This window comes from Pseudomonas chlororaphis subsp. piscium (genome assembly GCF_003850345.1).
In the GTDB taxonomy this organism is placed as follows: Bacteria; Pseudomonadota; Gammaproteobacteria; order Pseudomonadales; family Pseudomonadaceae; genus Aquipseudomonas; species Aquipseudomonas piscium.
Map to the genome: position 1 here is coordinate 3,734,653 of NZ_CP027707.1, position 25,164 is coordinate 3,759,816.

Annotated in this window: 21 protein-coding genes and 1 pseudogene; 18 read left to right on the forward strand and 4 right to left on the reverse strand. The window is 65.8% G+C overall.

The window, feature by feature from the left end; translation table 11 throughout:
- Nucleotides 1-5 precede the first annotated feature (5 nt).
- The 12 genes from C4K38_RS17050 to C4K38_RS17105 all read left to right on the forward strand — a co-directional run bounded on the left by C4K38_RS17050 (nt 6) and on the right by C4K38_RS17105 (nt 13,582).
- On the forward strand, nt 6-3,134 hold the full coding sequence (locus tag C4K38_RS17050; protein ID WP_053279394.1) for an efflux RND transporter permease subunit: 3,129 nt from the start codon (nt 6-8) through the stop codon (nt 3,132-3,134).
- A gap of 160 nt (nt 3,135-3,294) precedes the next feature.
- Nucleotides 3,295-3,936, forward strand: coding sequence for a DUF1345 domain-containing protein (locus tag C4K38_RS17055; RefSeq protein ID WP_053279395.1), 642 nt, complete (start codon nt 3,295-3,297; stop codon nt 3,934-3,936).
- Between the two features lie 75 nt (nt 3,937-4,011).
- Nucleotides 4,012-4,851: an AraC family transcriptional regulator gene (locus C4K38_RS17060; protein WP_053279396.1), complete on the forward strand. Its 840-nt coding sequence runs from the start codon at nt 4,012-4,014 to the stop codon at nt 4,849-4,851.
- A 52-nt stretch (nt 4,852-4,903) separates the two neighbouring features.
- Entirely contained in the window at nt 4,904-5,518 is a 615-nt protein-coding gene (locus C4K38_RS17065; protein WP_053279397.1) for a LysE family translocator, read from the forward strand.
- A gap of 273 nt (nt 5,519-5,791) precedes the next feature.
- Nucleotides 5,792-6,736 (forward strand): choline ABC transporter substrate-binding protein, encoded by a 945-nt coding sequence (locus tag C4K38_RS17075; protein ID WP_053279398.1) that lies wholly within the window; start codon nt 5,792-5,794, stop codon nt 6,734-6,736.
- 130 nt (nt 6,737-6,866) lie between these two features.
- Entirely contained in the window at nt 6,867-7,793 is a 927-nt protein-coding gene (locus tag C4K38_RS17080; protein WP_053279399.1) for an alpha/beta hydrolase, read from the forward strand.
- A 121-nt stretch (nt 7,794-7,914) separates the two neighbouring features.
- Nucleotides 7,915-8,091, forward strand: a complete 177-nt coding sequence (locus tag C4K38_RS32320) for a hypothetical protein (protein ID WP_155772914.1) — start codon at nt 7,915-7,917, stop codon at nt 8,089-8,091.
- Nucleotides 8,092-8,137: 46 nt separating this feature from the next.
- On the forward strand, nt 8,138-9,166 hold the full coding sequence (locus C4K38_RS17085) for a LacI family DNA-binding transcriptional regulator (protein ID WP_053279400.1): 1,029 nt from the start codon (nt 8,138-8,140) through the stop codon (nt 9,164-9,166).
- A gap of 262 nt (nt 9,167-9,428) precedes the next feature.
- Nucleotides 9,429-10,211 carry a sugar phosphate isomerase/epimerase family protein gene (locus C4K38_RS17090; protein WP_053279617.1) on the forward strand — a complete coding sequence of 261 codons (783 nt, stop codon included), beginning with the start codon at nt 9,429-9,431 and terminating at the stop codon, nt 10,209-10,211.
- Nucleotides 10,204-11,190: a sugar kinase gene (locus C4K38_RS17095; RefSeq protein WP_053279401.1), complete on the forward strand. Its 987-nt coding sequence runs from the start codon at nt 10,204-10,206 to the stop codon at nt 11,188-11,190. Before C4K38_RS17090 ends, C4K38_RS17095 begins: the two co-directional genes overlap by 8 nt.
- A gap of 84 nt (nt 11,191-11,274) precedes the next feature.
- Nucleotides 11,275-12,570: an MFS transporter gene (locus tag C4K38_RS17100; RefSeq protein WP_053279402.1), complete on the forward strand. Its 1,296-nt coding sequence runs from the start codon at nt 11,275-11,277 to the stop codon at nt 12,568-12,570.
- A 19-nt stretch (nt 12,571-12,589) separates the two neighbouring features.
- Nucleotides 12,590-13,582: a 2-hydroxyacid dehydrogenase gene (locus tag C4K38_RS17105; RefSeq protein ID WP_053279403.1), complete on the forward strand. Its 993-nt coding sequence runs from the start codon at nt 12,590-12,592 to the stop codon at nt 13,580-13,582.
- A gap of 153 nt (nt 13,583-13,735) precedes the next feature.
- Here the strand turns inward: C4K38_RS17105 and C4K38_RS17110 are convergent, their stop codons facing one another.
- The 3 genes and pseudogenes from C4K38_RS17110 to C4K38_RS32925 all read right to left on the reverse strand — a co-directional run.
- Nucleotides 13,736-14,932 (reverse strand): pyridoxal phosphate-dependent aminotransferase, encoded by a 1,197-nt coding sequence (locus tag C4K38_RS17110; RefSeq protein WP_053279404.1) that lies wholly within the window; start codon nt 14,930-14,932, stop codon nt 13,736-13,738.
- A gap of 37 nt (nt 14,933-14,969) precedes the next feature.
- Nucleotides 14,970-15,833: a methyl-accepting chemotaxis protein gene (locus C4K38_RS32920; RefSeq protein WP_394327674.1), complete on the reverse strand. Its 864-nt coding sequence runs from the start codon at nt 15,831-15,833 to the stop codon at nt 14,970-14,972.
- 42 nt (nt 15,834-15,875) lie between these two features.
- Nucleotides 15,876-16,595, reverse strand: a pseudogene (locus tag C4K38_RS32925) (MCP four helix bundle domain-containing protein); the annotation flags it as partial.
- A gap of 334 nt (nt 16,596-16,929) precedes the next feature.
- On the opposite strand from C4K38_RS32925, the gene hpaB reads away from it, so the two are divergent.
- The 6 genes from hpaB to C4K38_RS17145 all read left to right on the forward strand — a co-directional run bounded on the left by hpaB (nt 16,930) and on the right by C4K38_RS17145 (nt 23,842).
- Nucleotides 16,930-18,492, forward strand: coding sequence for a 4-hydroxyphenylacetate 3-monooxygenase, oxygenase component (hpaB, locus tag C4K38_RS17120; protein ID WP_053279406.1), 1,563 nt, complete (start codon nt 16,930-16,932; stop codon nt 18,490-18,492).
- 75 nt (nt 18,493-18,567) lie between these two features.
- Entirely contained in the window at nt 18,568-19,080 is a 513-nt protein-coding gene (gene hpaC, locus C4K38_RS17125; protein ID WP_053279407.1) for a 4-hydroxyphenylacetate 3-monooxygenase, reductase component, read from the forward strand.
- Nucleotides 19,081-19,378: 298 nt separating this feature from the next.
- Nucleotides 19,379-20,356, forward strand: a complete 978-nt coding sequence (locus C4K38_RS17130; protein WP_053279408.1) for a helix-turn-helix transcriptional regulator — start codon at nt 19,379-19,381, stop codon at nt 20,354-20,356.
- Nucleotides 20,357-20,493: 137 nt separating this feature from the next.
- Nucleotides 20,494-21,369: a transporter gene (locus tag C4K38_RS17135; protein ID WP_053279409.1), complete on the forward strand. Its 876-nt coding sequence runs from the start codon at nt 20,494-20,496 to the stop codon at nt 21,367-21,369.
- A 38-nt stretch (nt 21,370-21,407) separates the two neighbouring features.
- On the forward strand, nt 21,408-22,571 hold the full coding sequence (locus C4K38_RS17140; RefSeq protein ID WP_414860349.1) for an MFS transporter: 1,164 nt from the start codon (nt 21,408-21,410) through the stop codon (nt 22,569-22,571).
- A gap of 164 nt (nt 22,572-22,735) precedes the next feature.
- Nucleotides 22,736-23,842, forward strand: coding sequence for a class II histone deacetylase (locus C4K38_RS17145; RefSeq protein WP_053279411.1), 1,107 nt, complete (start codon nt 22,736-22,738; stop codon nt 23,840-23,842).
- Between the two features lie 113 nt (nt 23,843-23,955).
- Here C4K38_RS17145 and C4K38_RS17150 read toward each other — a convergent pair whose 3' ends face one another.
- Nucleotides 23,956-24,933, reverse strand: coding sequence for a helix-turn-helix domain-containing protein (locus C4K38_RS17150; protein WP_053279412.1), 978 nt, complete (start codon nt 24,931-24,933; stop codon nt 23,956-23,958).
- Nucleotides 24,934-25,164 lie beyond the last annotated feature (231 nt).

Consider the following 25,164-nt stretch of genomic DNA (forward strand, 5'->3'; position numbering starts at 1 on the left):
CCCTCATGCCGCAATTCTTTATCGACCGTCCGGTGTTCGCCTGGGTGGTCGCCCTGTTTATCCTGCTGGCCGGCGCCCTCTCCATCCCGCAGTTGCCGGTGGCGCAGTACCCCAACGTCGCCCCGCCGAGCATCGAGATCTACGCCGTGTACCCGGGCGCCTCGGCGCAGACCGTGGACGAAAGCGTGGTCAGCCTGATCGAGGAAGAGCTCAACGGCGCCGACCACCTGCTGTACTTCTCGTCCCAGAGCAGCCTGGGCAGCGCTACCATCACCGCCACCTTCCAGCCGGGCACCAACCCGGAAATGGCCCAGGTCGACGTGCAGAACCGCCTCAAGGTGGTGGAGCCGCGCCTGCCGCAAGCGGTGACCCAGCAAGGCCTGCAGGTGGAAAAGGTATCCGCTGGCTTCCTGCTGCTGATCACCCTCACCTCCAACGACGGCAAGCTCGACGACGTGGCGCTCAGCGACTACCTGGCGCGTAACGTGATGAACGAGATCCGCCGTCTGGACGGGGTCGGCAAGGCCCAGTTGTACGGCGCCGAGCGGGCCATGCGGGTGTGGATCGACCCGCAGAAGCTGATCGGCTTCAACCTGACCCCGGCCGACGTCAACGCGGCGATCGTCGCGCAGAACGCCCAGGTCTCGGCCGGCAGCATCGGCGACCTGCCGGGCAGCTCGACCCAGGAAATCACCGCCACCGTGCTGGTCAAGGGCCAGCTGTCGACCCCGGAAGAGTTCGCCGACATTGTCCTGCGGGCCAATCCGGACGGCTCCACCGTGCGCGTCGGCGACGTCGCCCGGGTGGAAGTCGGCAGCCAGGAATACCAGTTCTCCACCCGCCTCAACGGCAAGCCTTCCACCGCGGTCGGCGTGCAGCTGTCGCCAGGAGCCAACGCCCTGAACACCGCGACCCTGATCCGGGCGAAGATGGACGAGCTGGCGCGCTACTTCCCGGCCGGCGTGGAATACAAGATCCCCTACGACACCTCGCCCTTCGTCAAGGTCTCGATCACCAAGGTGATCTACACCCTGGGCGAAGCCATGCTGCTGGTGTTCGCGGTGATGTTCCTGTTCCTGCAGAACATCCGCTACACCCTGATCCCGACCCTGGTGGTGCCGGTCGCGCTGATGGGCACCTTCGCCACCATGCTGGCGCTGGGCTTCTCGATCAACGTGCTGACCATGTTCGGCATGGTGCTGGCCATCGGCATCCTGGTGGACGACGCCATTGTGGTGGTGGAGAACGTCGAGCGGATCATGGCCAGCGAAGGCCTGTCGCCCCGGGACGCCACGCGCAAGGCGATGCAACAGATCACCGGCGCCATCGTCGGCATCACCCTGGTGCTGGTGGCGGTGTTCCTGCCGATGGCCTTCATGCCCGGTTCGGTGGGCGTCATCTACCAGCAGTTCTCGCTGTCGATGGCCACCTCGATCCTGTTCTCGGCCTTCCTCGCCCTGACCCTGACCCCGGCCCTGTGCTCTACCCTGCTCAAGCCGATCGCCAAGGGCGAGCACCATGAAAAGGGCGGCTTCTTCGGCTGGTTCAACCGGCGCTTCGAAAACCTCAGCGACGGCTACCAGCGCTGGGTCGCCTATGCGCTGAAACGCTGCGGCCGCTACCTGCTGGTGTACGTCGTGCTGCTGGTGGGCCTGGGGCTGCTGTTCAGCCGCCTGCCCTCTTCGTTCCTGCCGGTGGAGGACCAGGGCTACACCATCACCGACATCCAGCTGCCACCGGGCGCGAGCAAGAACCGCACGATCCAGGTGGTGGAGCAGATCGAGGCGCACAACGCCGGCGAGCCCGGGGTCGGCGACAGCACGGTGATTCTCGGCTTCAGTTTCTCCGGCAGCGGGCAGAACGCCGCGCTGACCTTCACCACCCTCAAGGATTGGTCACAGCGCGGCAGCGACGATTCGGCGCAATCCATCGCCGACCGGGCCAACGCCGCCTTCAGTGAAATCAAGGACGCGGTTTCCTATGCCGTGCTGCCACCGCCGGTGGACGGCCTGGGCACCTCCAGCGGCTTCGAGTTCCGCCTGCAGGATCGCGGCGGCCTCGGCCATGCCGCGCTGATGCAGGCCCGCACCGATCTGCTGGCTGCGGCGGAAAAGAGCCCGATCCTCACCAACGTGCGCGAAAGCGCCCTGGCCGAGGCGCCGCAGGTGCACCTGGAAGTCGACCGCAAGCAGGCCAATGCCCTGGGCGTGTCCTTTGCCGACATCGGCAATGTGCTGTCCACCGCGGTTGGTTCCAGCTACATCAACGACTTCCCCAACCAGGGGCGGATGCAACGGGTGGTGGTCCAGGCCGAGGGCGATCGACGCAGCCAGGTGGAAGACCTGCTGAAGATCCATGTGCGCAACAACCTCGGCAAGATGGTGCCGCTGTCGGCCTTTGCCCAGGCGCGCTGGACCCAGGGCCCGACCCAGCTGACCCGCTACAACGGCTACCCGGCCATCAGCATTTCCGGCGAGCCGGCCGCGGGCCACAGCACCGGCGAGGCCATGGCGGAAATCGAGCGCCTGGTCAGCCAGCTGCCGACCGGCCTGGGCCAGGAATGGACCGGCCTGTCGCTGCAGGAACGTCTGTCCGGCAGCCAGGCGCCACTGCTCCTGGGGCTGTCGCTGCTGATCGTGTTCCTGTGCCTGGCGGCGCTGTACGAGAGCTGGTCGATTCCCACATCGGTGCTGCTGGTGGTGCCCCTGGGCGTGCTCGGCGCGGTGCTCGCGGTGACCCTGCGCGGCATGCCCAACGACGTGTTCTTCAAGGTCGGGCTGATCACCATCATCGGCCTGTCGGCGAAAAACGCGATCCTGATCATCGAGTTCGCCAAGAGCCTGTACGACGAAGGCCACGACCTGGTGGACGCCACGGTGCAGGCCGCGCGCCTGCGCCTGCGGCCGATCGTCATGACCTCGCTGGCGTTCATCCTCGGCGTGGTGCCCCTGGCCATCGCCAGCGGCGCCAGCTCGGCCAGCCAGCAGGCCATCGGTACCGGGGTGATCGGCGGCATGATCACCGCGACCCTGGCGGTGGTGTTCGTGCCGGTGTTCTTCGTGGTGGTGATGCGGCTGGTCAGGCGCAGCGGTAAAAAAGCAGCGAGCGTCACGGCGCCAGGAGCCGCCGAATAGTCATGCGGCGGGTCTTCAACGCAGCGCGTTATTGTTGAGGACTCATCGCGAGCAAGCTTCGCTCCTACAGAAGACCTATGTGATCGCAGGGCGCCGCCGGCCCTGCGGCCACGGGGCCGGCATGCTAAGGTTTGCGGCAAATCCGCCACCGCGAGCCGTCATGTCCCTTCTTGTACGTACCCACCCTCGCCTGACCCTCGGCGCCCTGATCGGCCTGGCGGTGGGCATCCTGGCGCCGGCCGATACCTTGATCAGCAAGATTCTCATCGGCTGGAACGCCGGGGTCTGGAGCTACCTGGCGCTGATGTGCTGGCTCACCGCGCGCTCCAGGGCCGACGATGTGAAACGCATCGCCGAGGTCGAGGACGAAAACGCCGGGCTGGTGCTGTTCATGGTCTGCATCGCGGCCATCGCCAGCCTCGCCGCCATCACCCTCTCGCTGGCCGGCAGCAAGGACCTGGAAACCGGCCGGCGCCTGCTGCACTACGCCTTTACCGGCCTGACGGTGATCGGCTCCTGGCTGCTGATCGGGGTGATCTTCAGCGTGCACTACGCCCGCCTCTATTACACCTGGGGCGGCAAGGACCCGGCCCTGCGTTTCGCCGAAGGCCTGACCACCCCCAATTACTGGGACTTCCTGTATTTCTCCTTCACCATCGGCGTGGCGGTGCAGACCTCCGACGTCGGCGTCGCCACCCGCGAGCTGCGCAAGATCGTCCTGGCCCAGTCGCTGATCGGTTTTCTGTTCAATACCGCGATCCTCGGGTTTTCCATCAACATCGCCGCCGGGCTGTTCGGTTGATGCCGCACAAATGTTCTAGATCCGCCCCGGCCGGCGGGCGCTAACTGTCACTCTCGCCCTTGCCACGGACATTCCATGAACGCGCACAACTGGATCGATCTGGCCCAGGACGCCGACACCGGCATCGAAACCCTGCGCGCCCATTTCACCGGCCATGCCTACGACCCCCACTGGCATGACAGCTACCTGGTGGGCGTGACCGAGGAAGGCGTGCAGCAATTCCACTGCCGGCGCGAGCGTTTTCACAGCACCCCGGGCAAGGTGTTTTTGCTCGAACCCGGGGAAATCCACGACGGCGACGCGCCCACCGACAGCGGCTTCACCTACCGCATGCTGTACCTCGACCCGCAGTGGCTGGAGCGCGAACTGAGCGCGCTGTTCGAGGAGGCGCCGGCCGACAGCCAGCTGAGTTTCGCCAACAACCTGGCCAGCGACCAGCGCCTGGCCCAGGCCACCAGCACCGCCTTCCACAGCCTGCACCACGGCGAGCTGCGCATCGTCCGCCAGAGCGCCATGGACCAGTTGCTCGACCAGCTCACCGGCCACCTGCGCTGGCGCCAGCGCTACCACCAGGACCCGCGCCTGCCGCTGGTGGCGCACAAGGCCCGCGACTACCTGCATGCCCATGCCCAGCAGGACATCAGCCTGGACGAGCTGGGCGCGGTCTGCGGCGTCGATCGCTTCCGCCTGACCCGCGCCTTCAAGGCCGCCTATGGCCTGCCGCCCCACGCCTATCTGGTGCAATTGCGCCTGGCCAAGGCCCGGCGCCTGCTGGCCCGCGGCGCGCAACCGGCCGACGTGGCCATGGCCCTGGGGTTCGCCGACCAGAGCCATATGGGCCGCTGGTTCGTCCGCGCCTACGGCCTGACCCCGGCAGCCTATCGCAAGCGCTGCTCAAACCTTCCAGACGCCTGAACCCGCGCCGGCGAAGATCGCCTTCCTCGATCTTCACTGGAACCTGCCTGCGATGTTGCCTTCCCTGTCCACCCTGCTGCCCTTCCTGCTGTTCGCCTTCGTTGCCTCGATCACCCCGGGGCCGACCAATATCCTGCTGCTGAGCAACAGCGCCCGCTACGGTTTCAAGGCCGCGCTGCCGATTGTTCTCGGCGCCTGCCTGGCCGCCACCGGCATCGTCATGCTGGTGGGCAGCGGCCTCGGCCGCACGCTGATGGAGGTGCCCGGCCTGCCGACGGCCATGCGCTGGGCCGGGGTGATCTGGCTGAGCTACCTGGCCTGGCAGATCTTCCGCGCCCCGGCGCCGTCCCTCGATCCACAGTCCGATACCCAACACAGACGCCTGGGCCTGCTCGGCGCCGCCAGCCTGCAACTGGTCAACCCGAAAACCTGGATGATGGCCCTGGTCGTGGTCAGTGTGTTCGTCGGCAACGGCAGCGAACGCCAGGGCCAGGTGCTGTACCTGTCGCTGGTGTTTTTCCTGGTGTCCCTGCCTTGCCTGGGCGCCTGGGCGCTGCTCGGTGCCGGCTCCGCCCGGCTGCTGCGCTCACCGCGGGCCATGCAGCGTTTCAACCGGGGCATGGCGCTATTGCTGCTGGCCTCGGCCTGGGCGAGCTTGTGGGCCTGAACTGAGTCGCCCCAGTGCAAGAGCCGGTCGCCTCAGGGCGCTTTCATAAGGGGCTGCGTTACCTAAAGTGGTGCTGGGATCTGTACGAAAAGTCGGCGAGCGATGGCCAGGCAAGGCAAAAACAGGCGAGGAAGCGGAGTTTAGGGGCCTAAATGAGCATTCCGAGCCTGTTTTTAACGCAGCATGGCCGAGCGCAGCCACTTTTCGTACAGACCCCCACGGCGCAACAAGACGCCGCCCCGACAATAACAACCTGCCGGACGAGACCCTGTGATGAAAACCCTGTTCAAGCCTTGTCTCCCGCTTCTCTGTGGCGCCCTGCTCCTCAGCGCCAATGCCTGGGCCAGCGAGCCCGCTTCCTGCAAGACCGTGCGCATGGGCGTGGTCAACTGGACCGATGTCATCGCCACCAGTGGCATGGCCGACGTGCTGCTGACCGGCCTGGGCTACGACAGCAAGCAGACCAGCGCCGTGCAGCAGATCATCTTCGCCGGCATCCGCGACAAGCGCCTGGACATCTTCCTCGGCTACTGGAAACCGGCGATGGACAAGAACATCGCGCCGTTCCTCCAGGCCGGGCAGGTCAAGATCCTGGATCAACCGAGCCTGGCCGACGCCCAGGCCACCCTCGCCGTGCCGGACTATGTCGCCGCCGCGGGGCTGAAGACCTTTGCCGACATCGCCCGCTTCAAGGAGCAACTGGGCGGCAAGATCTATGGCATCGAGCCCGGCAGCGGCGCCAACACCACCATCAAGACGATGATCGACAGCGACCGTTTCGGCCTCAAGGGCTTCAAGCTGGTGGAGTCCGGCGAGGCCGGCATGCTGGCGGCGGTGCAACGGGCGATCAACCGCAAGGAGTTCGTGGTCTTCGTCGGCTGGACCCCGCACCCGATGAACATCAATATGCGGATCGCCTACCTGACCGGCAGCGAAGACGTCTACGGGCCCAACGAAGGCGCGGCCAGCGTGTCCACCGTCACCGCGCCGGACTACGCCGAGCGCTGCCCCAACGTCCAGCGGCTGCTGCAGAACCTGACCTTCACCGCGGCCCAGGAAAGCCAGCTGATGGTGCCGATCATGGAACGCAAAACGCCCCAGGACGTGGCGCGGCAATGGCTGCGCGAGCACCCCGAAGACCTGCAACGCTGGCTGGCCGGAGTCAGCAGCTTCGACGGCAAGGACGGCGTGGCCTCCGTGCAGGCCAGCCTGAAATAGTGACGTCCTGCCGGCCTTATCGCGAGCAAGCTCGCTCCTACAGATATTTGCGCCATTCCCTGTAGGAGCAGCCGGTCGATGCTCGACTGCTCGTGATGCCCCTCTTCCAGACAACGGACCTCCCCCGCCCATGCGCCACTACCCGCTCTCCCCCGAACTCGTCGCCTTCGTCGCCAGGACGGAGAGCTTCACCAGCCCCGACAACAGCTTAAAGGGCTGGCGCGACAGCTACAGCCGCATGTGTCGCGCATTCACCCCACCTCGCCCCAGCGGCCTGCAAGTCAGCGACCTACAACTGGCCGGGGTCCCGGTGCGCGCCTATTGCCCCACCAGCCCGACACCCGCGGATGGCTGGCCCTGCCTGCTGTACCTGCACGGAGGCGGCTGGGTGGTGGGCGACCTGGATTCCCACGATTTCATCACCACCTACCTGGCGGCGCAGCTGCAGGTGCTGGTGATTGCCGTGGATTACCGCCTGGCGCCCGAGCATCCGTTCCCCGCCGCCTTCGACGATTGCCTGGCGGTCTGGCGCGCCCTGCAGGCCGGCGCCAGCCCCTTTGCCCTGGATCCCCGGCGGCAACTGGTGATCGGAGACAGCGCCGGTGGCAACCTCGCCGCGGCCTTGTGCCTGGCCCTGCGCGATGCCGGCGACCCCTTGCCCGCCGCCCAGGTGCTGCTGTACCCCGGCCTCGGCGGCGCCGCCGACTTGCCCTCGCGCAGCCAGTGCGCCGACGCGCCCCTGCTCGGCAGCAACGACCTGGATGCCTACCAGGCCCTGTACCTGCCCGGCCCGGCCCAGCGTTCGCCCTATGCCCGGCCCTTGCTGGCCACGGACTTCAGTGGCCTGCCCGCGGCCTTTATCGCCCTGGCGCAGTTCGACCCGCTACGCGACGACGGCGAGCTGTATCACCAGCGACTGCTGGCCGCCGGCGGCCACAGCCAGCTGTACCCTGGCCTCGGCCTGGTGCATGGCTGCCTGCGGGCCCGGGGCCTGGCGCCGGAGGTGGATGCGCTGTATGGCGCCTTGCTCGATTACCTGCGGCGCGCCCTCGAATAGGTCTCATCCGGATACCGCGTGCTCCTTATCGCGGGCAAGCCTCGCTCCTACAAAAGCCGGCATACCCGCAGGAGCGAATTCATTCCGAAGAGGCGCTTGCAAAATCCTGTAGGAGCGAGGCTTGCCCGCGATCACCTGCAACGCAGGTGCCAGACGCCCCGTCCCTCAAAAAAAGACTACGAACGGTCGGCCGCATGACATTTTTTTCATCCCGCTGGCGCTGATCGCGCTTGACGGCGAAAGCGCTTTGCTGTTTCCTGAAACCGGTTTCAGCGATGCGGCAGAACGTCGCACCTGAAACCGGATACGCCCATAACAAGAACGCCAATGACAGGTCGCCGCCCGTGAACAGTTTTTCCGCCGCCCAGCGCAGCCGCGTCACCATGCTCGATGTCGCCGAACGCGCCGGGGTCTCCAAGGCCAGCGTTTCGCGCTTTATCGGCGAAGACCGCGCCCTGCTCTCCGATGCCATCGCCCAGCGCATCGAACAGGCGATAGCCGAACTGGGCTACCGCCCGAACCAGATGGCCCGCGGCCTGAAACGCGGGCGCACGCGCCTGATCGGCATGCTGGTGGCCGATATCCGCAACCCCTATTCGATTGCCGTGATGCATGGCGTGGAAACCGCCTGCCGCCAGCACGGCTACAGCCTGGTGGTGTGCAACACCGACCGCGACGACGAGCAGGAGCGCCAGCACCTGGCCAACCTGCGCTCGTACAACATCGAAGGCCTGATCGTGAACACCCTGGGCCATCATCTGGACGAACTGCGCGAACTGCATCGGGAAATGCCCATGGTCCTGGTGGACCGCAAGGTCGAGCAGTTGCACAGCGACCTGGTCGGCCTGGACAACCCGCAAGCCGTGCGCAGCGCCATCGAACACCTGCAAGAGCGCGGCTATCGCGACCTGCTGCTGGTCAGCGAACCCTATGACGGCACCAGCTCGCGGCTCGAACGCAGCAACAGTTTCAAGGCGCAGATCCAGCAGCGCCCGGCCTTGCAAGGCGCGGTAGTGGAAACCGGCGCCACGCTGAACCAGCAGCTGCAACAGTTCCTCGCCGCCCCCGGCCCTGGCCCGAAAGCCCTGTTCTGCGCCAACGGCGTCGCCGCCCTGGCCGCGACCCGGGCCTTGCGCGAGCTGGGCTGCCCGCTGTTCGACGAAATCGGCCTGATCGCCCTCGACGACCTCGACTGGTATCCGCTGGTGGGCACCGGCATCACCGCCCTCGCCCAGCCCACCGAGCGCATCGGCGCCAGCGCCTTCGAGTGCCTGCTCAAGCGTTTGCGCGGTGATGTCGAGCCGCTGCGGGTGCTGGACTTCCCGGCCGAGCTGATCGTCCGTGGCTCCACCCGACAGCGAGGGTCTCTGTAACCACGGATCGACCCGGGAATCGCGGTGCCGGTGTAGCCGCTGCCGAGCCAGCGAGGTTGCGATTGGCAACGCAGTTGCCGCAAAACCTGCGTCCGCGATCTGCCTGGAAAACGCTTCGGCCGGGTTACGACGGCTACACCGCCGATCGCAGCCTGCGGCAGCTGGCTACAGGGAACGGCGCAGGCATGAAGATAGGGAAATGAGCTTCTTTTGGGGGGCTTTTTTTTGAGAAGAAATGAAACCGGTTTCAGAGGCCATGACCATGAATAAATCGCCTGTTTCCATCAGCCTTTCCAGCTACGGCGCCGACCGCGTCCGTGAGCAGGGCCAGGGCAGTTTCATCGAGGTGCTGGCCGCCGCCGGCGCGTCGCGCATCGAATGGCGCGAAGAGCTGCTGACCGTCGAAGACCCGTCCCAGCTGGCCCAGGCCACCCGCGAGCGACAACTGGAAAGCGTGTTTTCTTCGCCGCTGGAACTCTGGGTCGCCGGGCGTTCCCGGGCCAACCCGTTGCTGGAACAGGCGCTGCAACGGGCCGAGGCCTTCGGCGCGAAAAGCCTCAAGGTGTCCCTGGGCTATTTCACCGAGCACAACGACCTGCCCCAACTAGCCCAGCTGCTGGCGCAGTCCCCGGTGCAACTGCTGGTGGAAAACGACCAGACCCTGCACGGCGGGCGCATCGAACCCTTCCAGCGCTTCTTCGCCGAAGTCGAGCGCCACCGCCTGCCGGTGCAGATGACCTTCGACATCGGCAACTGGCAGTGGCAAGACCAGTCCGCCTCCGCCGCCGCGCGCCTGCTGGGCCGGCATGTCGGCTACGTGCACTGCAAGGCCGTGGCCCGGCGCGCCGACGGCAAGCTGGTGGCGATACCGCCGGGCATGGCCGACCTGCATCTGTGGGAACAATTGCTGCGGCACATGACTCAAGGGGTTACCCGGGCCGTGGAATATCCGCTGCAAGGCGAAGACCTGGTGCAGCTGACCCGCGAACACGTTGCCACCCTCGCCCGCCTTGGCCAATCCCGCCTGGAGCACGCCCATGTCTGAGCTCGATATCCTGTCGTTCGGTGAAACCATGGCGATGTTCGTCGCCGAACAGAGCGGCGACCTGGCCCGGGTCGGCCACTTCCACAAACGCATCGCCGGCGCCGACAGCAATGTGGCCATCGGCCTGTCACGCCTGGGCTTCAAGGTCGGCTGGCTGAGCCGGGTCGGCGCCGATTCCCTGGGGCGCTTCGTCGTCGACAGCCTGCAGGCCGAAGGCGTGGACTGCCGCTTCGTTGCCACCGATCCGCGCTATCCCACCGGTTTCCAGCTCAAGTCCCTGGAGGAGCACGGCGACGATCCGCGGGTGGAATACTTCCGCCGCGGTTCGGCGGCCAGCCACCTGAGCGTCGCCGACATCGCCCCCGAACTGCTGCGCGCCCGACACCTGCACGCCACCGGCATTCCCCCGGCGCTGTCGACCTCGGCCCGTGACCTGTCCCACAACCTGATGAGCAAGATGCGCGCGGCCGGCCGCAGCGTCTCTTTCGACCCGAACCTGCGGCCCAGCCTGTGGGGCAGCGAAAAACTGATGATCCACGAGATCAACCGCCTGGCCGTGCTCGCCCACTGGGTGCTGCCGGGCCTGGGCGAAGGCCGCCTGCTGACCGGTTATGAAGACCCGGCCGACATCGCCGCGTTTTACCTGGACCAGGGCGTCGAGGCCGTGGCGATCAAGCTCGGTGCCCATGGCGCCTACTACCGCACCCAGTTGCACGAAGGGTTCGTCGAGGCCGTACCGGTGACCCAGGTGGTCGACACCGTGGGCGCCGGCGACGGTTTTGCCGTCGGCCTGATCAGCGCCCTGCTGGAAAACCACAGCGTCGCCGAGGCGGTGCAGCGCGCCAACTGGATCGGCAGCCGCGCCGTGCAGAGCCGGGGCGACATGGAAGGTTTGCCGACCCGCGCTGAACTGCCCGTGGCCGCCGCGCGAACGCTCGCCAGCAGGCCCGTCACACCAGAAACCGTACAAACGCTATAGCGACAAAACCGTGAAGACACCTCAACCCGACTGAACCCTTGCATTACCTGTTGCGACAAAAACAACAAGCTCAGGAGCACCCTTATGCAAACGCTGAAACTCGCCACCCGCCGCTGGTGGTACATCATGCCCATCGTGTTCATCACCTACAGCCTGGCGTACCTGGACCGCGCCAACTACGGGTTCGCCGCCGCCTCCGGGATGGCCGCCGACCTGATGATCACCCCGGGCCTGTCGTCCCTGCTCGGCGCCTTGTTCTTCCTCGGTTACTTTTTCTTCCAGGTACCGGGGGCGATCTACGCGCAAAAACACAGCGTGAAGAAGCTGATTTTCGTCAGCCTGATCCTCTGGGGCGGCCTGGCCACCCTCACCGGCGTGGTGTCCAACGCCTACATGCTGATCGCCATCCGCTTCATGCTCGGGGTGGTCGAGGCCGCGGTAATGCCGGCGATGCTGGTCTACCTGTGCCACTGGTTCACCCGGGCCGAACGCTCGCGGGCCAACACCTTCCTGATCCTCGGCAACCCGGTGACCATGCTCTGGATGTCGGTGGTCTCGGGGTACCTGGTGGAGCATTTCAGCTGGCGCTGGATGTTCATCATCGAAGGTCTGCCGGCGGTGCTCTGGGCCTTTATCTGGTGGCGCCTGGCCGATGACCGCCCAAGCGCAGCGAAATGGCTCAGCGACCAGGAAAAACACGACCTGGAAAGCGCCCTGGCCGCCGAACAGGTGGGCATCAAGGTGGTGAAGAACTACGCCGAGGCCTTCCGCTCGCCCAAGGTGATCATCCTCGCCCTGCAGTTCTTCTGCTGGAGCATCGGCGTCTACGGCTTCGTCCTGTGGCTGCCGTCGATCCTCAAGCACGGCGCGCAGATGGACATGGTCGAGGCCGGCTGGCTGTCGGCGCTGCCTTACCTGGCCGCGGTGATCGCCATGCTCGGGGTGTCCTGGGGTTCGGACCGGATCCAGAAGCGCAAGCGTTTCGTCTGGCCGCCGCTGCTGATCGCCTCCTTCGCCTTCTACGGCTCCTACCTGCTGGGTACCGAGCACTTCTGGTGGTCCTACAGCCTGTTGGTGATCGCCGGCGCCTGCATGTACGCGCCTTACGGGCCGTTCTTCGCCATCGTCCCGGAGATCCTCCCGGCCAACGTCGCCGGCGGCGCCATGGCGCTGATCAACAGCATGGGCGCCCTGGGCTCGTTCGGCGGCTCCTACCTGGTGGGCTACCTGAACAGCGCCACCGGTTCGCCGGGCGCCTCCTACCTGCTGATGAGCGGCGCGCTGCTGCTGTCGGTGGTGCTGACCATCTTTCTCAACCCGGGCGCCAGCGACCGCAGCCGCACCGCGCTGCCGGTACGTCGCCGCCTGGCGCATTCCTGAATCGAACAAGGTGAACCCCATGAAAAAACAGGTCGTGCTGTACAAGAAACTCTCGCCACCCTTGATGGCCCGCCTGCATGAGCAGGCCCAGGTGACCCTGATCGAGGACCTCAGCGCCCAAGGCCTGGCCAAGCTGCGCGGTGCCCTGCCCGCCGCCCAGGGCCTGCTCGGCGCCAGCCTGCGCCTGGATGCCGAACTGCTGGACCTGGCGCCGCAGCTGGAAGCCGTGGCCAGCGTGTCGGTGGGTGTCGACAACTACGACATCGACTACCTGACCCGGCGCGACATCCTGCTCAGCAACACCCCGGATGTGCTCACCGAAACCACCGCCGACACCGGTTTCGCCCTGATCCTGGCCAGCGCCCGGCGCGTGGTGGAGCTGGCCAACCTGGTGCGCGCCGGCCAGTGGAACCGCAATATCGGCCCGCTGCATTTCGGCAGCGACGTGCACGGCAAGACCCTGGGCATCATTGGCATGGGGCGGATCGGCGAAGCCCTGGCCCAGCGCGGTCATTTCGGCTTCGGCATGCCGGTGATCTACCACAGCAACAGCCCGAAGCCGGCGATGGAGCAGCGTTTTGGCGCGCGCTACTGCAGCCTGCCGGAACTGCTGCAACAGGCTGACTTCATCTGCCTGACCCTGCCGCTGACGGACCAGACCCTGGGCCTGATCGGCCGCGAAGAGTTCGCCCTGATGCGCCCGGAAAGCATCTTCATCAATATTTCCCGGGGCAAGGTGGTGGACGAACAGGCGCTGATCGAGGCTTTGCAGCAGCGGCGGATTCGCGCGGCCGGGCTGGATGTGTTCGAACGTGAACCCCTGGGCCACGACTCACCGCTGTTGCAGTTGAACAATGTGGTGGCCACCCCGCATATCGGCTCGGCGACCTTCGAGACCCGCGAGGCCATGGCCCGCTGCGCCGTCGACAATCTGCTGGCGGCCCTGGCCGGACAGCGCCCGGCCAATCTGGTGAATCCCCAGGCGTGGGAACGCCGCAAGGCTGCGGTCTGAGCCCTGCATTCGCCGGGCCTGACACCCCCCTGTAGGAGCGAGGCTTGCCCGCGATGAACCTGAGAGCGCCGCGTTTATCCAGTGGGTCCGCGTAATCGTTAACGACCATCGCGGGCAAGCCTCGCTCCTACAGGTTCCTTGGAGGCCACACTGTCAGCGGCGTTTTGAGGATCGGCCTTCGAGCAGATCCTGGGTACAACGCACGATCCGCTGGCAGGCATCGGCCAGGCGCTGTTGATCCACCACCAGACCGATACGGATATGCCCCGCCGCGCTGGGGCCAAAGGCCTCGCCGGCGAGCACCGAGACGCCGTGCCCTTCCAGCAGCAGCTCGGCGAATTGCTGGGCGCCCAGGCCGGTTTCCCGCACATCGACCATGACGAACATGCCGCCATCGGGCTTGACCGGTTTCAGCCCCGGGCATTGGCTCAGTTGCGCACACACCAGGTCGCGACGCTGGCGATATTCCTCGCGCATCTGTTCCAGTTCCGGCAGGTCGGCATCCAGCGCCACCACCGCGGCGTTCTGCACGAAGTCCGGTAGCCCGTACAGCATGCACAGCGCCAGATCGCTCAGGTGCCCGGCCAGGGCCTGGGGCGCCACCACCCAGCCGACCCGCCAGCCGGTCATGGCATGGGACTTGGACAGGCTGTTGATGGTCGCCGTGCGTTCGGCCATGCCCGGCAGGCTGCCGGGGCTGATGTGTTCGCCGTCGAACAGCAGGTCGCTGTAGACCTCGTCGGAGATCAGCCACAGGTCATGCTCGACGCACAGGCGCGCCAGGGCCCGCCAGGTTTCCCGGGACAGGCTGGCGCCGGAGGGGTTGTTCGGGCTGTTGAGCATCAGCGCGCGGGTCTTCGGTGTGATGCGCGCAGCGACCGCGGAGGGCTCGACGCGAAAGCCGTTCTCCGGGCGCACCGGAATCGGCAGCACCTTGGCCCCGCAGGCGCCGAACACCCCTTCGTAGGTGACGTACATGGGCTCGGCGACCAGCACCTCGTCGCCGGGGTCGAGCAGGCACTGGGCCACGGAGAACACCGCGCATTGCGCCCCCGGCAGCACCACCACGTGCTCGGCGTTCACCGCCTGGCCGCTGCGGGTGGCATGTCGGTGGGCGATGCGGGTGCGCAGCGAACGGTTGCCGCGCACCTCCGAGTAGTGGGTGTCGCCCGCCAGCAGGCTATCGATGGCGGCCTGGACGATCGGCCTGGGGGTGTCGAAATCCGGGTCGCCGATGGTCAGCAGCACCACATCGACGCCCTGCTCGCGCAGCTCCAGGGCGCGGTAGTGAATCTGCCAGGCCGCGGCACCTTCGCCGGCGATCCGTTGGGTCAAGGCTGAATAGCGCATCTCGCTCTCCTTGGGCACGCATTCCAACAACCCTAACTCAAATCACAAAGCGCGCCACCATCGCATTCAAATCCACCGCCAGGCGCGACAGTTCATGGCTGGCGGCGCTGGTCTGGTTGGCCCCGGCGGCCGACTGGGTGGCCAGGTCGCGGATGTTCACCAGGTTGCGATCGACCTCGCGGGACACCTGGGCCTGCTCTTCCGAGGCGCTGGCGATCACCAGGTTGCGCTCGTTGATCAGGTTGATCGATTCGGCGATCTGCTCCAGGGCCACACCGGCGGCGCGGGCCATTTCCAGGGTGCTCTGGGTGCGCTGGTTGCTCTGCTGCATCGACTGCACCGCCTCGCCGGTGCCGTTCTGGATGCCAGCGACCATCTTTTCGATTTCCTGGGTCGATTGCGCGGTGCGATGGGCCAGGGCCCGCACTTCATCGGCCACCACCGCGAACCCGCGCCCGGCCTCACCGGCGCGGGCCGCCTCGATGGCCGCGTTGAGGGCCAGCAGGTTGGTCTGCTCGGCGATGGCGCGGATCACGTCCAGCACCTTGCCGATGTCGCGGCCCTGGGTGGCCAGGCCTTCGATCATCACCGAAGTGCTTTGCACGTCGTGGGTCATGGTCTGGATCGCGTCGACGGTTTCCACCACCCGGTCGCGGCCTTCGCGGGCGGCCTGGGTCGACTGGTTCGAGGCTTCGGAAGTCGACACGGCGTTGCGCGCCACTTCTTCCACGGCGGCGGTCATTTCGTTGACCGCGGTGGCCGCCTGTTCGATTTCGTTGTTCTGCTGCTGCAAGCCACGGGAGGCTTCCTCGGTGACCGCGCTGAGCTCTTCCGAGGCCGAGGCCAGTTGGGTCGCCGAACCGGAGATCTGCTCGATGGTCTTGCGCAGGTTGCCCTGCATGTCGCTCAGGGCGCCAAGCAAGCGGGCCGGCTCATCCTTGCCGTCGATCTCGATGGCCTTGGTCAGGTTGCCCGCGGCGATGGTCTGCGCGGCCAGCACCGCGCGGTTCAACGGGGTGACGATGCTGCGGGTCAGCAGCAGGGCCAGCACCACCGTGAGCAGGGCCGCGACCACCGCCACGACGATGATGCCGGTGATGGCACTGTGGTAATGCTCACCGGCCAGGTTAGACGCCTGGGTGGCCCCGGCCTTGTTGATCTCCACCAGTTTGTTCAGCTGTTCGCCCATCTGGTCGGTGCCGTCCTTGATCCGCGTATTGATCAGGGTGCGCAGCTCCTCGAGCTTGTTCTGTCGCGACAGCTCCATCATGTCGTTCTGCGCCTGCAGGTACTTTTCCAGGGTGGCCGCGAAGGTCTTGTACAGGGCCACCTCCTCTTCCCCTGCCGGCAAGGCGGCGTAGCTGGCCTGGGCCTGCTTGAGCTTGTCCACCAGGGCGCCGATGCGTGTCTGCGCTTCCTGCAGGCCGGCCGGTTCACGATTGACCAGCACCCGGAACGAGAGAATCCGCAGGCGCAGCACGTTTTCGGTGACGTTGCCGAGGAACCCTACGCTGGGCAGTTGGTTCCTTTCCATTTCCAGGGAGGCCTGTCGGATGACCGACATGCGGTTGACGGCAAACACACCCAGCGCGATGACCAGCAACGCGATGAACGCAAAACCGAGGAAGGCTCGAGGCGCGATATTCATATTACGTAGGGACATAGGATGACTCTCGGGAATTGAGGACTGCGAGCATCCATGCACTGAACCCTGTCACCAGCGGCGGCTGGCGGCCTGACAGGTAGGCGCCACTGTTGTAGTTGGTCTGTGGCCCTAATACCGATATCGGCAGCGCTTTAGGTTTTTTGCAGGTATTTGTAAAAAAAAATTTCTTCACAGGTGGGTGTTTCAGGACTGATACAACAGGCCCATGACCAGCCCCCCATGAAAAGTGCAATTCATTCGCCGGAAAAGCCATTCAGTCGCCACCCCGCCCTGCCCATCATGGGCCCCAGCTCATAAAGACAACCCATAACAACAATGACTGGAGTGGATGATGAAACCCGAAGACTTCCGTGCCGAGACCAACCGCCCGCTGACCGGCGCCGAATACCTGGCCAGCCTGCGCGATGATCGCGAAATCTACATCTATGGCGACCGGGTCAAGGACGTGACCAGCCACCCGGCGTTCCGCAACTCCGCCGCCTCCATGGCGCGCCTCTACGACGCCCTGCACGACCCCGAGACCAAGGACAAGCTGTGCTGGGACACCGACACCGGCAACGGCGGCTACACCCACAAGTTCTTCCGTTCGGCGAAAAGCGCCGACGACCTGCGCCAGCAGCGCGACGCCATCGCCGAGTGGTCGCGCCTGACCTACGGCTGGATGGGCCGCAGCCCGGACTACAAGGCCGCCTTCGGCAGCGCCCTGGGCGCCAACCCGGAGTTCTATGGCCAGTTCGCGGACAACGCCCGCACCTGGTACAAGCGCATCCAGGAAGCCTGCCTGTACCTCAACCACGCCATCGTCAACCCGCCGATCGACCGCGACAAACCGGTGGACCAGGTCAAGGACGTGTTCATTTCGGTGGACGAGGAAGTCGAGGGCGGGATCATCGTCAGCGGCGCCAAGGTGGTGGCCACCAACTCGGCCCTGACCCACTACAACTTCGTCGGCCAGGGCTCGGCGCAGCTGCTGGGGGACAACACCGACTTCGCCCTGATGTTCATCGCGCCGATGAACACCCGCGGCATGAAGCTGATCTGCCGCCCGTCCTACGAACTGCAGGCCGGCATGACTGGCTCGCCGTTCGACTACCCGCTGTCCAGCCGCTTCGACGAGAACGACGCGATCCTGATCATGGACAAGGTGTTCATCCCCTGGGAAAACGTGCTGATCTACCGCGACTTCGAGCGCTGCCGGCAGTGGTTCCCCCAAGGCGGTTTCGGCCGGCTGTTCCCGATGCAGGGCTGCACCCGCCTGGCGGTCAAGCTCGACTTCATCACCGGCCTGCTGGTCAAGGCCTTGCAATGCACCGGTTCCCTGGAGTTTCGCGGGGTGCAGGCGCAGGTCGGCGAGGTGGTGGCCTGGCGCAACCTGTTCTGGTCGCTGACCGATGCCATGCACGGCAACGCCAGCGAATGGCTCAATGGCGCCTTCCTGCCCAGCGCCCAGGCCTTGCAGGCCTACCGGGTACTGGCGCCCCAGGCCTACACCGACATCAAGAAGATCATCGAACAGGTGGTGGCCAGCGGCCTGATCTACCTGCCGTCCGGCTCCCGCGACCTCAAGGACCCGGTCCTCAACCAGTACCTGAGCACCTATTGCCGGGGCTCGGCGGGCATGGGCCACGAGGAGCGGATCAAGATCCTCAAGCTGCTGTGGGATGCCATCGGCACCGAGTTCGGCGGCCGCCACGAGCTGTATGAAATCAACTATGCCGGTAGCCAGGACGAAATCCGCATGCAGTGCCTGCGCCATGCCCAAGCCACCGGCTCGATGAAAGCCATGACCGAGCTGGTGGACAAATGCCTCGGCGACTACGACCTCGACGGCTGGACGGTGCCGCACCTGACCAACCCGGACGACATCAACATGCTCGACCGCATCCGCCAGTAAGCGCCGCCCGACCTGCATGACCCGCGGGGCGACCAGCGCTTGCCGGCGCCCGCGGGTTCACCCGAGGAATCTGTCATGACTCAACTCGATCCCAAGCAACAGGCCTTTCGCAATGCCATGGCGCACATGACCGCGGCGGTCAATGTCATCACCAGCAACGGCCCGGCCGGACGCTGCGGCATCACCGCCACCGCGGTCTGCTCGGTCACCGACAGCCCGCCCAGCCTGATGGTCTGCGTCAACCGCAACAGCGCCCTGAATCCGGTGTTCAAGCGCAACGGCCGACTTTGCGTCAACGTGCTGTGCGGCGAACACGAAGAAGTCGCCCGGCACTTCGCCGGCATGACCGGGGTGGAGATGGAGCAGCGCTTCAGCCTGCACCCCTGGCGCGACGGCCAGGACGCCCTGCCGGTGCTCGACGGTGCCCTGGCCAGCCTGCAGGGGCGGATCACCGAGGTGCAGGAAATCGGCACCCACTCGGTGATGCTGGTGCAGCTGGATGAGATCTGCGTGCGCGAACACGGCGATTCGCTGGTGTATTTCAGCCGTGGTTTCCATCGGTTGCAGCGGGCCGTCCAGGCGGCCTGATCTTCTGATCTTCTGATCTTCTGATCTTCTGATCTTCTGATCTTCTGTAGGAGCGAAGCTTGCTCGCGATCAATCCGCAACGATAACGCGCGTTGGCTGATGTATCGCCGCTGCGCGGCTATCGCGAGCAAGCTTCGCTCCTACAGAAACCATCCCCCTTCATCCTGCATCTGTAGGATAGCGATCCTCCACCAACCCGACGATACTCGTGCCCAGGCCCTGCCCACGTCCCTGGACGTTCCGGTCGCTACTGACTCCGTGACGAAAACAATAAGAAAGTCGCACAGAGGAATACCCCATGAGCCGTCATGAACATGGTCACGCCAGCCTGCTGCAAGCCTTCAGCTCGCTGACCCTGGAGTTGCAGCGCCTGGCGCAGCACAAGGACATCGAACATTTCCATGGCCATGCGCTGAACCGCATCGGCCAGTTGCTGCCCTTCGACAGCGCCTGGTGGGGCCGCGCCGCGCTGATCGACGGCCTGCCGGAAGAACACAGCTCCTACCTCCACCGCCTGCCCCCCAGCTACCTGCCGGACTGGCAGTCGATCAAGCACGTCGACGTCACCGTCGGCCGGGTCCATGCCCACCCTGGCCAGGCGGTGATAGTCGACATGCGCGACCCGGCCAACGGTCCCGGCCTGAACTGGCTGGGCACGACCTACAACATCGGCGAACTGCTGTGCGTGGTGTACATCGACCCGCAGACCCACCTCAGCGACCACCTGGCGCTGTATCGCGCCCCCGGCGCCAAGCGCTTCGACGCCGACGACTGCCTGCTGCTGAACAACCTGATGCTGCACCTGGTGGCCGCGGTGTCGGCCAACCAGATCCGCACCCTGGTGGCCATGCGCGAAACCCTCACCAGCCCGCGCAACCTGGCGCTGGCGGTGTGCGACCAGCGCGGCACCCTGCACTGCGCCGAACGCGGCTTCGTCGACCTGCTGCTTGGCGAATGGCCGGACTGGAGCGGCCCCTGCCTGCCCGTGCCCGTGGTCGATGGCGGTTATGAAGGCCGGCACCTGCAGTTCGAAGCCTCGCCGGTGGGCGACCTGTTCCTGCTCGCCGCCCGCGGCCGCACGCTGCTGACCCAACTGAGCCCACGGGAAAACGACGTGGCCCTGGGCTTCGGCGAAGGCAAGACCTACAAGGAAATCGCCCGCGAGCTGGGCCTGTCGCCGAACACCGTGCGCCATCACATCCGCGCCATCTACAACAAGCTCGGGGTCAAGGACAAAACCCGCATCGCCCACCTGCTGCACGCCCCGCCCGACTGACGCTTAGCCCCTTTCCTGACTGACTTTCGCGCTGTCGTTTTGACGGCCACGGGGCGCTTTTGCCCTTTTTCCAGCCACTGCCGCGTACCGGCGAGCCTTTCGCCGCACAACAACTTTAAAAAAGAGACGTGACGCCCATGACCAGAACGCTTCCGCGCCGCACCGCCCTGGCCTTCACCGGCGCCCTGCTGAGCCTGAACGCCAGCGCCGCCGACCTCAACGCCCGCGACTTCTTCGGAGCGCCCTCGGGCACCAGCCTCGGTGTGCTGTACCTGCCGGCGACCCGCGCCGACGACTTCCACGGCCCCGCCGACAGCACCGGCAAGGCCGAGCTGAAGGTCAACGCCCTGGCCTATCGCCAGGTTTTTTTCACCGATATCTGCGGCACCCTGTGCACCCCGCAATTCATCCTGCCCTTTGCCGATATCGACGCGCGCCTGCCCGGCGCCGCCCGTCACACCGGGGAAAGCGGCTTCGGTGACCCGCAGGTCGGCGGCACCCTGTTCTTTATCAACGACCCGGCCTCGCGCACCTACAGCGGCTTGCTGACCCTGATCACCCTGCCGGTGGGCGAATACCACAGCGAGAATCCGGATGTCTCGCCGGGCGCCAACCGCTGGGGCGCGACCTTCGTTTACAACTACACCCAGGGCGTCGGCGAGAAGTGGGTGCTGGAAGCCAACCTGGAAGCCCAGCTCTACGCCAAGAACGACGACTATTTCGGCAGCGACCTGAAACAGGACCCGCTGTACCGCCTGCAAGCCTTCGCCTCCTACGACTTCACCGCCAGCACCTACGGCGCCCTGCGCCTGATCCATGCCGACGGTGGCGAGCTGCGGATCAACGACCAGCGCATCGACGACACCCACAAGCGCTACACCCAGGTCGGCTTCGAGGTCGGTCACTGGCTGGACCAGCAGAACCAGCTGATGTTCGGCCTCTCGCAAAACGTCGCCACCCGCAATGGTTACCACGGCACCGACGCCTTGTTGCGTCTGGTCCACGTGTTCTGAAGCGCTTTTTCCGGAGCTATCCCACCATGAACACCCCCATGATCGACAAGAGCCAGGCATTCACCGGCGATCAGCCGAGTACGGCATCGCCGCTGGCCTTGCTGGCGGCCATCGTGCTGTTCGCCGCCATCACCCCGACCATCCTCATGACCGCCCCGGCGGTGGCCGCGCAACTGGCCAGCCAATGGCAACTGAGCCCGTCGCAGATCGGCGACCTGTTTTCCACTGAGCTGGGGGCCATGAGCCTGGCCACCCTGCCCGCCTTCTGGTGGCTCAAGCGCGTCGACTGGCGCCGCGCGGCGCTGCTGGCCGGGGCGTTGTTCATAGTCACCAACCTGCTGTCGATCTGGGCCCAGGGTTATGGCGCGCTGCTGGCCCTGCGTTTCTGCAGCGCCCTGGCTGGCGGTTCGCTGATGATCATCTGCCTGTCCAGCGCCGCCTCCACCGCCAACCCCAGCCGGGCCTATGGCCTGTGGGTCATGGGCCAGTTGGTGGTCGGGGCGCTGGGCCTGGGCATTCTGCCGCGGCTGTTCGAGCACTACGGCCTGGCGGCCTGCTACCTGCTGCTGGCGCTGCTGATGACCCTGTGCCTGCCCCTGGCGCGCTACTTTCCCCAGGGCGCGCCGGCCACGGAAAAAACCGCGCAGCAGGCCGCCGCCGTGCCGAAGTGGAAGGTGCTGTGCGGCATTCTCGGCATCCTCGGTTTCTATATCAGCCTCAGCGGGGTCTGGACCTTTATCGGTTCGATCAGCGCCAAGGCCGGCATCTCCGCGCAAGCCAGCGGCGAGCTGCTGGCCGTCGCCACGGTCATGGGCATCGTCGGCGCCGGTTGCGCCTCGTTGATCGGCAATCGCCTGCCGCGCCTGCTGTTGCTGCTGCTCGGCTACAGCCTGATGGCCGGCTCGGTGCTGTTGCTGCTGGGGGCGCCGACCCTGGCACGCTTCGCCCTCGCCGCCCTGGTCTTCAAGTTCACCTGGACCTTCATCCTGCCGCTGATCCTCGCCTGCCTGGCCGACCTCGACCGCTCCGGCAAGCTGATGAACGCCTCCAACCTGGTGATCGGCGGCGGCCTGGCCATCGGCCCCGCGCTGGCCGGCCGGCTGATCGAAAGCAGCGGCGGCTTCCAGCCACTGCTGATCGGCGGCGCCTGCCTGACCCTGCTGTCGCTGGCGCTGATCCTCGGCTGCCGACGCAACACCTGAATCCCCTGAATCCCCTGAATTCCCTGAACACCTGACTCCTGTAGCCGCTGCCGAAGGCTGCGATCGGCCCGCAGGGCCGTTGCGGTTTCCAGATCGCTGAAGGCCTTCGGCCTTATCGCAGCCTGCGGCAGCGGCTACAGATTCCCTCATAGATGGAGATGCCCATGACCCGCAAAACCGCGTTTTTCTTCGATGAACTCAGCCTCTGGCACAGCGCCGGGCCACATGCGCTGACGCTGCCGGTGGGCGGCTGGGTGCAACCGCCCGCCGCGGCCGGGCACGCCGAATCGCCGGAAACCAAGCGCCGCCTGAAAAGCCTGCTGGACGTCTCCGGCCTGACCCGCCAATTGCTGGTGCGCAGCGCCACGGCCGCCAGCGAAGAGGACCTGCTGCGGGTGCACAGCGCCGAGTACCTGCAACGCTTCAAGTCCCTGAGCGAGGCCGGTGGCGGCGAACTCGGCCCGCAAGCGCCAATCGGCCCGGGCAGCTACGAGATCGCCCGGCTTTCCGCCGGCCTGGCCATGGCCGCGGTGGATGCGGTGCTCGGCGGCGAAGCCGACAATGCCTACTCGCTGTCCCGCCCGCCGGGACACCATTGCCTGGCCGACGGCGCCATGGGTTTCTGCTTCCTGGCCAATATCGCCATCGCCATCGAGGCGGCCAAGGCCAGGCGCGGCCTGGGCAAGGTCGCAGTGATCGACTGGGACGTGCACCACGGCAACGGCACCCAGTCGATCTTCGAGGAACGCGGCGATGTGCTGACCATTTCCCTGCACCAGGACGGCTGCTTCCCGCCCGGCTACGGCGGCGAGCTGGACCGCGGCCGCGGCGCCGGGCTGGGGGCCAATCTCAATATCCCGCTGCTGCCCGGCAGCGGCCACGATGCCTACCTGCATGCCCTGCAACGCATCGTGATTCCGGCCCTGGAGCGCTTCCAGCCGGAGCTGATCATCGTTGCCTGCGGCTACGACGCCAACGCGGTCGACCCGCTGGCGCGCATGCTGCTGCACAGCGACTCGTTCCGCGCCATGACCCGCCAGGTGCGCGAAGCCGCCGAGCGCCTGTGCCACGGGCGCCTGGTGCTGGTGCATGAAGGCGGTTATTCCGAGGCCTATGTGCCCTTCTGCGGGCTGGCAACGGTCGAGGAGCTGGCCGGCGTCAAGACCGCGGTGACCGACCCGATGCTGGAATTCATCCGGCTCCAGCAACCGAACCCGGAGTTCCAGGCGTTTCAGCGCCAATTGCTCGACCGTCAGGCCGAGGCGCTGTAGCGACCTTGTAGGAGCGAAGCTTGCTCGCGATGGATTTACAACGATAACGCGCAGTGGCAGGTACATCGCCGCTGCGCGGCTATCGCGAGCAATCGAGCGTCGACCGGCTGCTCCTACGAGGAGGGGGATGCCTGGGAGGCGCGCACTGCGCTTGGGGTCTGGCCGTAATGGGCCTTGAAGGCCCGGGCGAAGTGGGCCTGGCTGGTGAAGCCGTGGCGGTAGGCGATTTCGCCGATATCCAGGCCCGCTCCCCGTGGGCTGCTCAGCAGGTCATGGGCCTGCTGCAGGCGTTTTTCCAGGATAAAGCGGCTGGGCTGGGTGTCCTCCAGGGCAAACAGCCGGCTCAGGTGCCGCGGCGAAATGCCGGTTTGCGCGGCCACCCGTTCGCAGCTCAGGTCCGGGTCGGCCAGTTGTTCGTTGATGCACTGCTTGGCCGCCAGCAGATAGGAGGCGCTCAGCGCATTGATCCGCCGCTCTCCCACCTGCCCGGCGATCAGGCTCCCCAACAGTTCCAACGCCTGGTTCTGATAATCATCGGCGTCCTCGCTCAAAGGCTGCTGGAAAAACCCCCGAGTGCGTTCGCCCAGGGTACGCAGCAACAGGCGCTGCACGCCGCTTTGTCCGCCGATCTTCAGCGGGCGGTCGAAGCGCTTGAGGCAGCGCTCGGCGAACAGTTCCTGGGGAATGTCGAAAATGAACTGGCGCATCGGCCCGGAGAACCCGAACAGGTAGGGTTTGTCGGTGCGGTAGACGATCAGCTCGCCCGGTTCGAGCAACTGGCAGGCGCCGTCCTGATAGAAAAACGAGCCGCTGCCGGTGACGAAGGACACGAACACCGACTCCTTGGGCACCGAGCGGATCATCGAGTTGTCACGCTCGACCACGTGCTCGTTGCCCTCGATCTGCGCCAGGCGCATGCCCTCCAGCTGCAGGTTGTCCTGGCTGGCGGCAAAACCGCTTTCACAAAAAGAGCTGCATTTGAGGCCGACCAGGGTGGAGGCGTTGTAGTCCTCCCAGAAGGCCAGCCGCTGATCCAGGGCGATGCTCTGGGTGCAGGCATGCCGGGTTTCGAGCAAGGCGCATGGAGACATTTTTATTCTTCTCATGGGCAGAAAGTTCGCCGGTCGGCAAGGCAGTGACCGGATACCGGGGCCGCAGCACACACCGGCCGCGGTCGTTCATTAATATATGAACCTTATACCCTGTCAACGTGAAACGCTGTGGGTGCAAGTCGATTTCCAGGGTAAACAGCGTCCCTGAAGCCTGTAGGAAAAGCCTCGTCCGATCCAGTCAACAATCCCGTCCGATTCGATAAAACCCCG

Bases quoted from the DNA above. Each gene is read 5' to 3' on its own strand.
- C4K38_RS17050 (WP_053279394.1), top strand. From the start codon at position 6: ATGCCGCAATTCTTTATCGACCGTCCGGTGTTCGCCTGGGTGGTCGCC.
- C4K38_RS17055 (WP_053279395.1), top strand. From the start codon at position 3,295: ATGTCCCTTCTTGTACGTACCCACCCTCGCCTGACCCTCGGCGCCCTG.
- C4K38_RS17060 (WP_053279396.1), top strand. From the start codon at position 4,012: ATGAACGCGCACAACTGGATCGATCTGGCCCAGGACGCCGACACCGGC.
- C4K38_RS17065 (WP_053279397.1), top strand. From the start codon at position 4,904: ATGTTGCCTTCCCTGTCCACCCTGCTGCCCTTCCTGCTGTTCGCCTTC.
- C4K38_RS17075 (WP_053279398.1), top strand. From the start codon at position 5,792: ATGAAAACCCTGTTCAAGCCTTGTCTCCCGCTTCTCTGTGGCGCCCTG.
- C4K38_RS17080 (WP_053279399.1), top strand. From the start codon at position 6,867: ATGCGCCACTACCCGCTCTCCCCCGAACTCGTCGCCTTCGTCGCCAGG.
- C4K38_RS17090 (WP_053279617.1), top strand. From the start codon at position 9,429: ATGAATAAATCGCCTGTTTCCATCAGCCTTTCCAGCTACGGCGCCGAC.
- C4K38_RS17095 (WP_053279401.1), top strand. From the start codon at position 10,204: ATGTCTGAGCTCGATATCCTGTCGTTCGGTGAAACCATGGCGATGTTC.
- C4K38_RS17100 (WP_053279402.1), top strand. From the start codon at position 11,275: ATGCAAACGCTGAAACTCGCCACCCGCCGCTGGTGGTACATCATGCCC.
- C4K38_RS17105 (WP_053279403.1), top strand. From the start codon at position 12,590: ATGAAAAAACAGGTCGTGCTGTACAAGAAACTCTCGCCACCCTTGATG.
- C4K38_RS17110 (WP_053279404.1), bottom strand. From the start codon at position 14,932: ATGCGCTATTCAGCCTTGACCCAACGGATCGCCGGCGAAGGTGCCGCG.
- C4K38_RS32920 (WP_394327674.1), bottom strand. From the start codon at position 15,833: ATGCAGGGCAACCTGCGCAAGACCATCGAGCAGATCTCCGGTTCGGCG.
- hpaB (WP_053279406.1), top strand. From the start codon at position 16,930: ATGAAACCCGAAGACTTCCGTGCCGAGACCAACCGCCCGCTGACCGGC.
- hpaC (WP_053279407.1), top strand. From the start codon at position 18,568: ATGACTCAACTCGATCCCAAGCAACAGGCCTTTCGCAATGCCATGGCG.
- C4K38_RS17130 (WP_053279408.1), top strand. From the start codon at position 19,379: ATGAGCCGTCATGAACATGGTCACGCCAGCCTGCTGCAAGCCTTCAGC.
- C4K38_RS17135 (WP_053279409.1), top strand. From the start codon at position 20,494: ATGACCAGAACGCTTCCGCGCCGCACCGCCCTGGCCTTCACCGGCGCC.
- C4K38_RS17140 (WP_414860349.1), top strand. From the start codon at position 21,408: ATGATCGACAAGAGCCAGGCATTCACCGGCGATCAGCCGAGTACGGCA.
- C4K38_RS17145 (WP_053279411.1), top strand. From the start codon at position 22,736: ATGACCCGCAAAACCGCGTTTTTCTTCGATGAACTCAGCCTCTGGCAC.
- C4K38_RS17150 (WP_053279412.1), bottom strand. From the start codon at position 24,933: ATGTCTCCATGCGCCTTGCTCGAAACCCGGCATGCCTGCACCCAGAGC.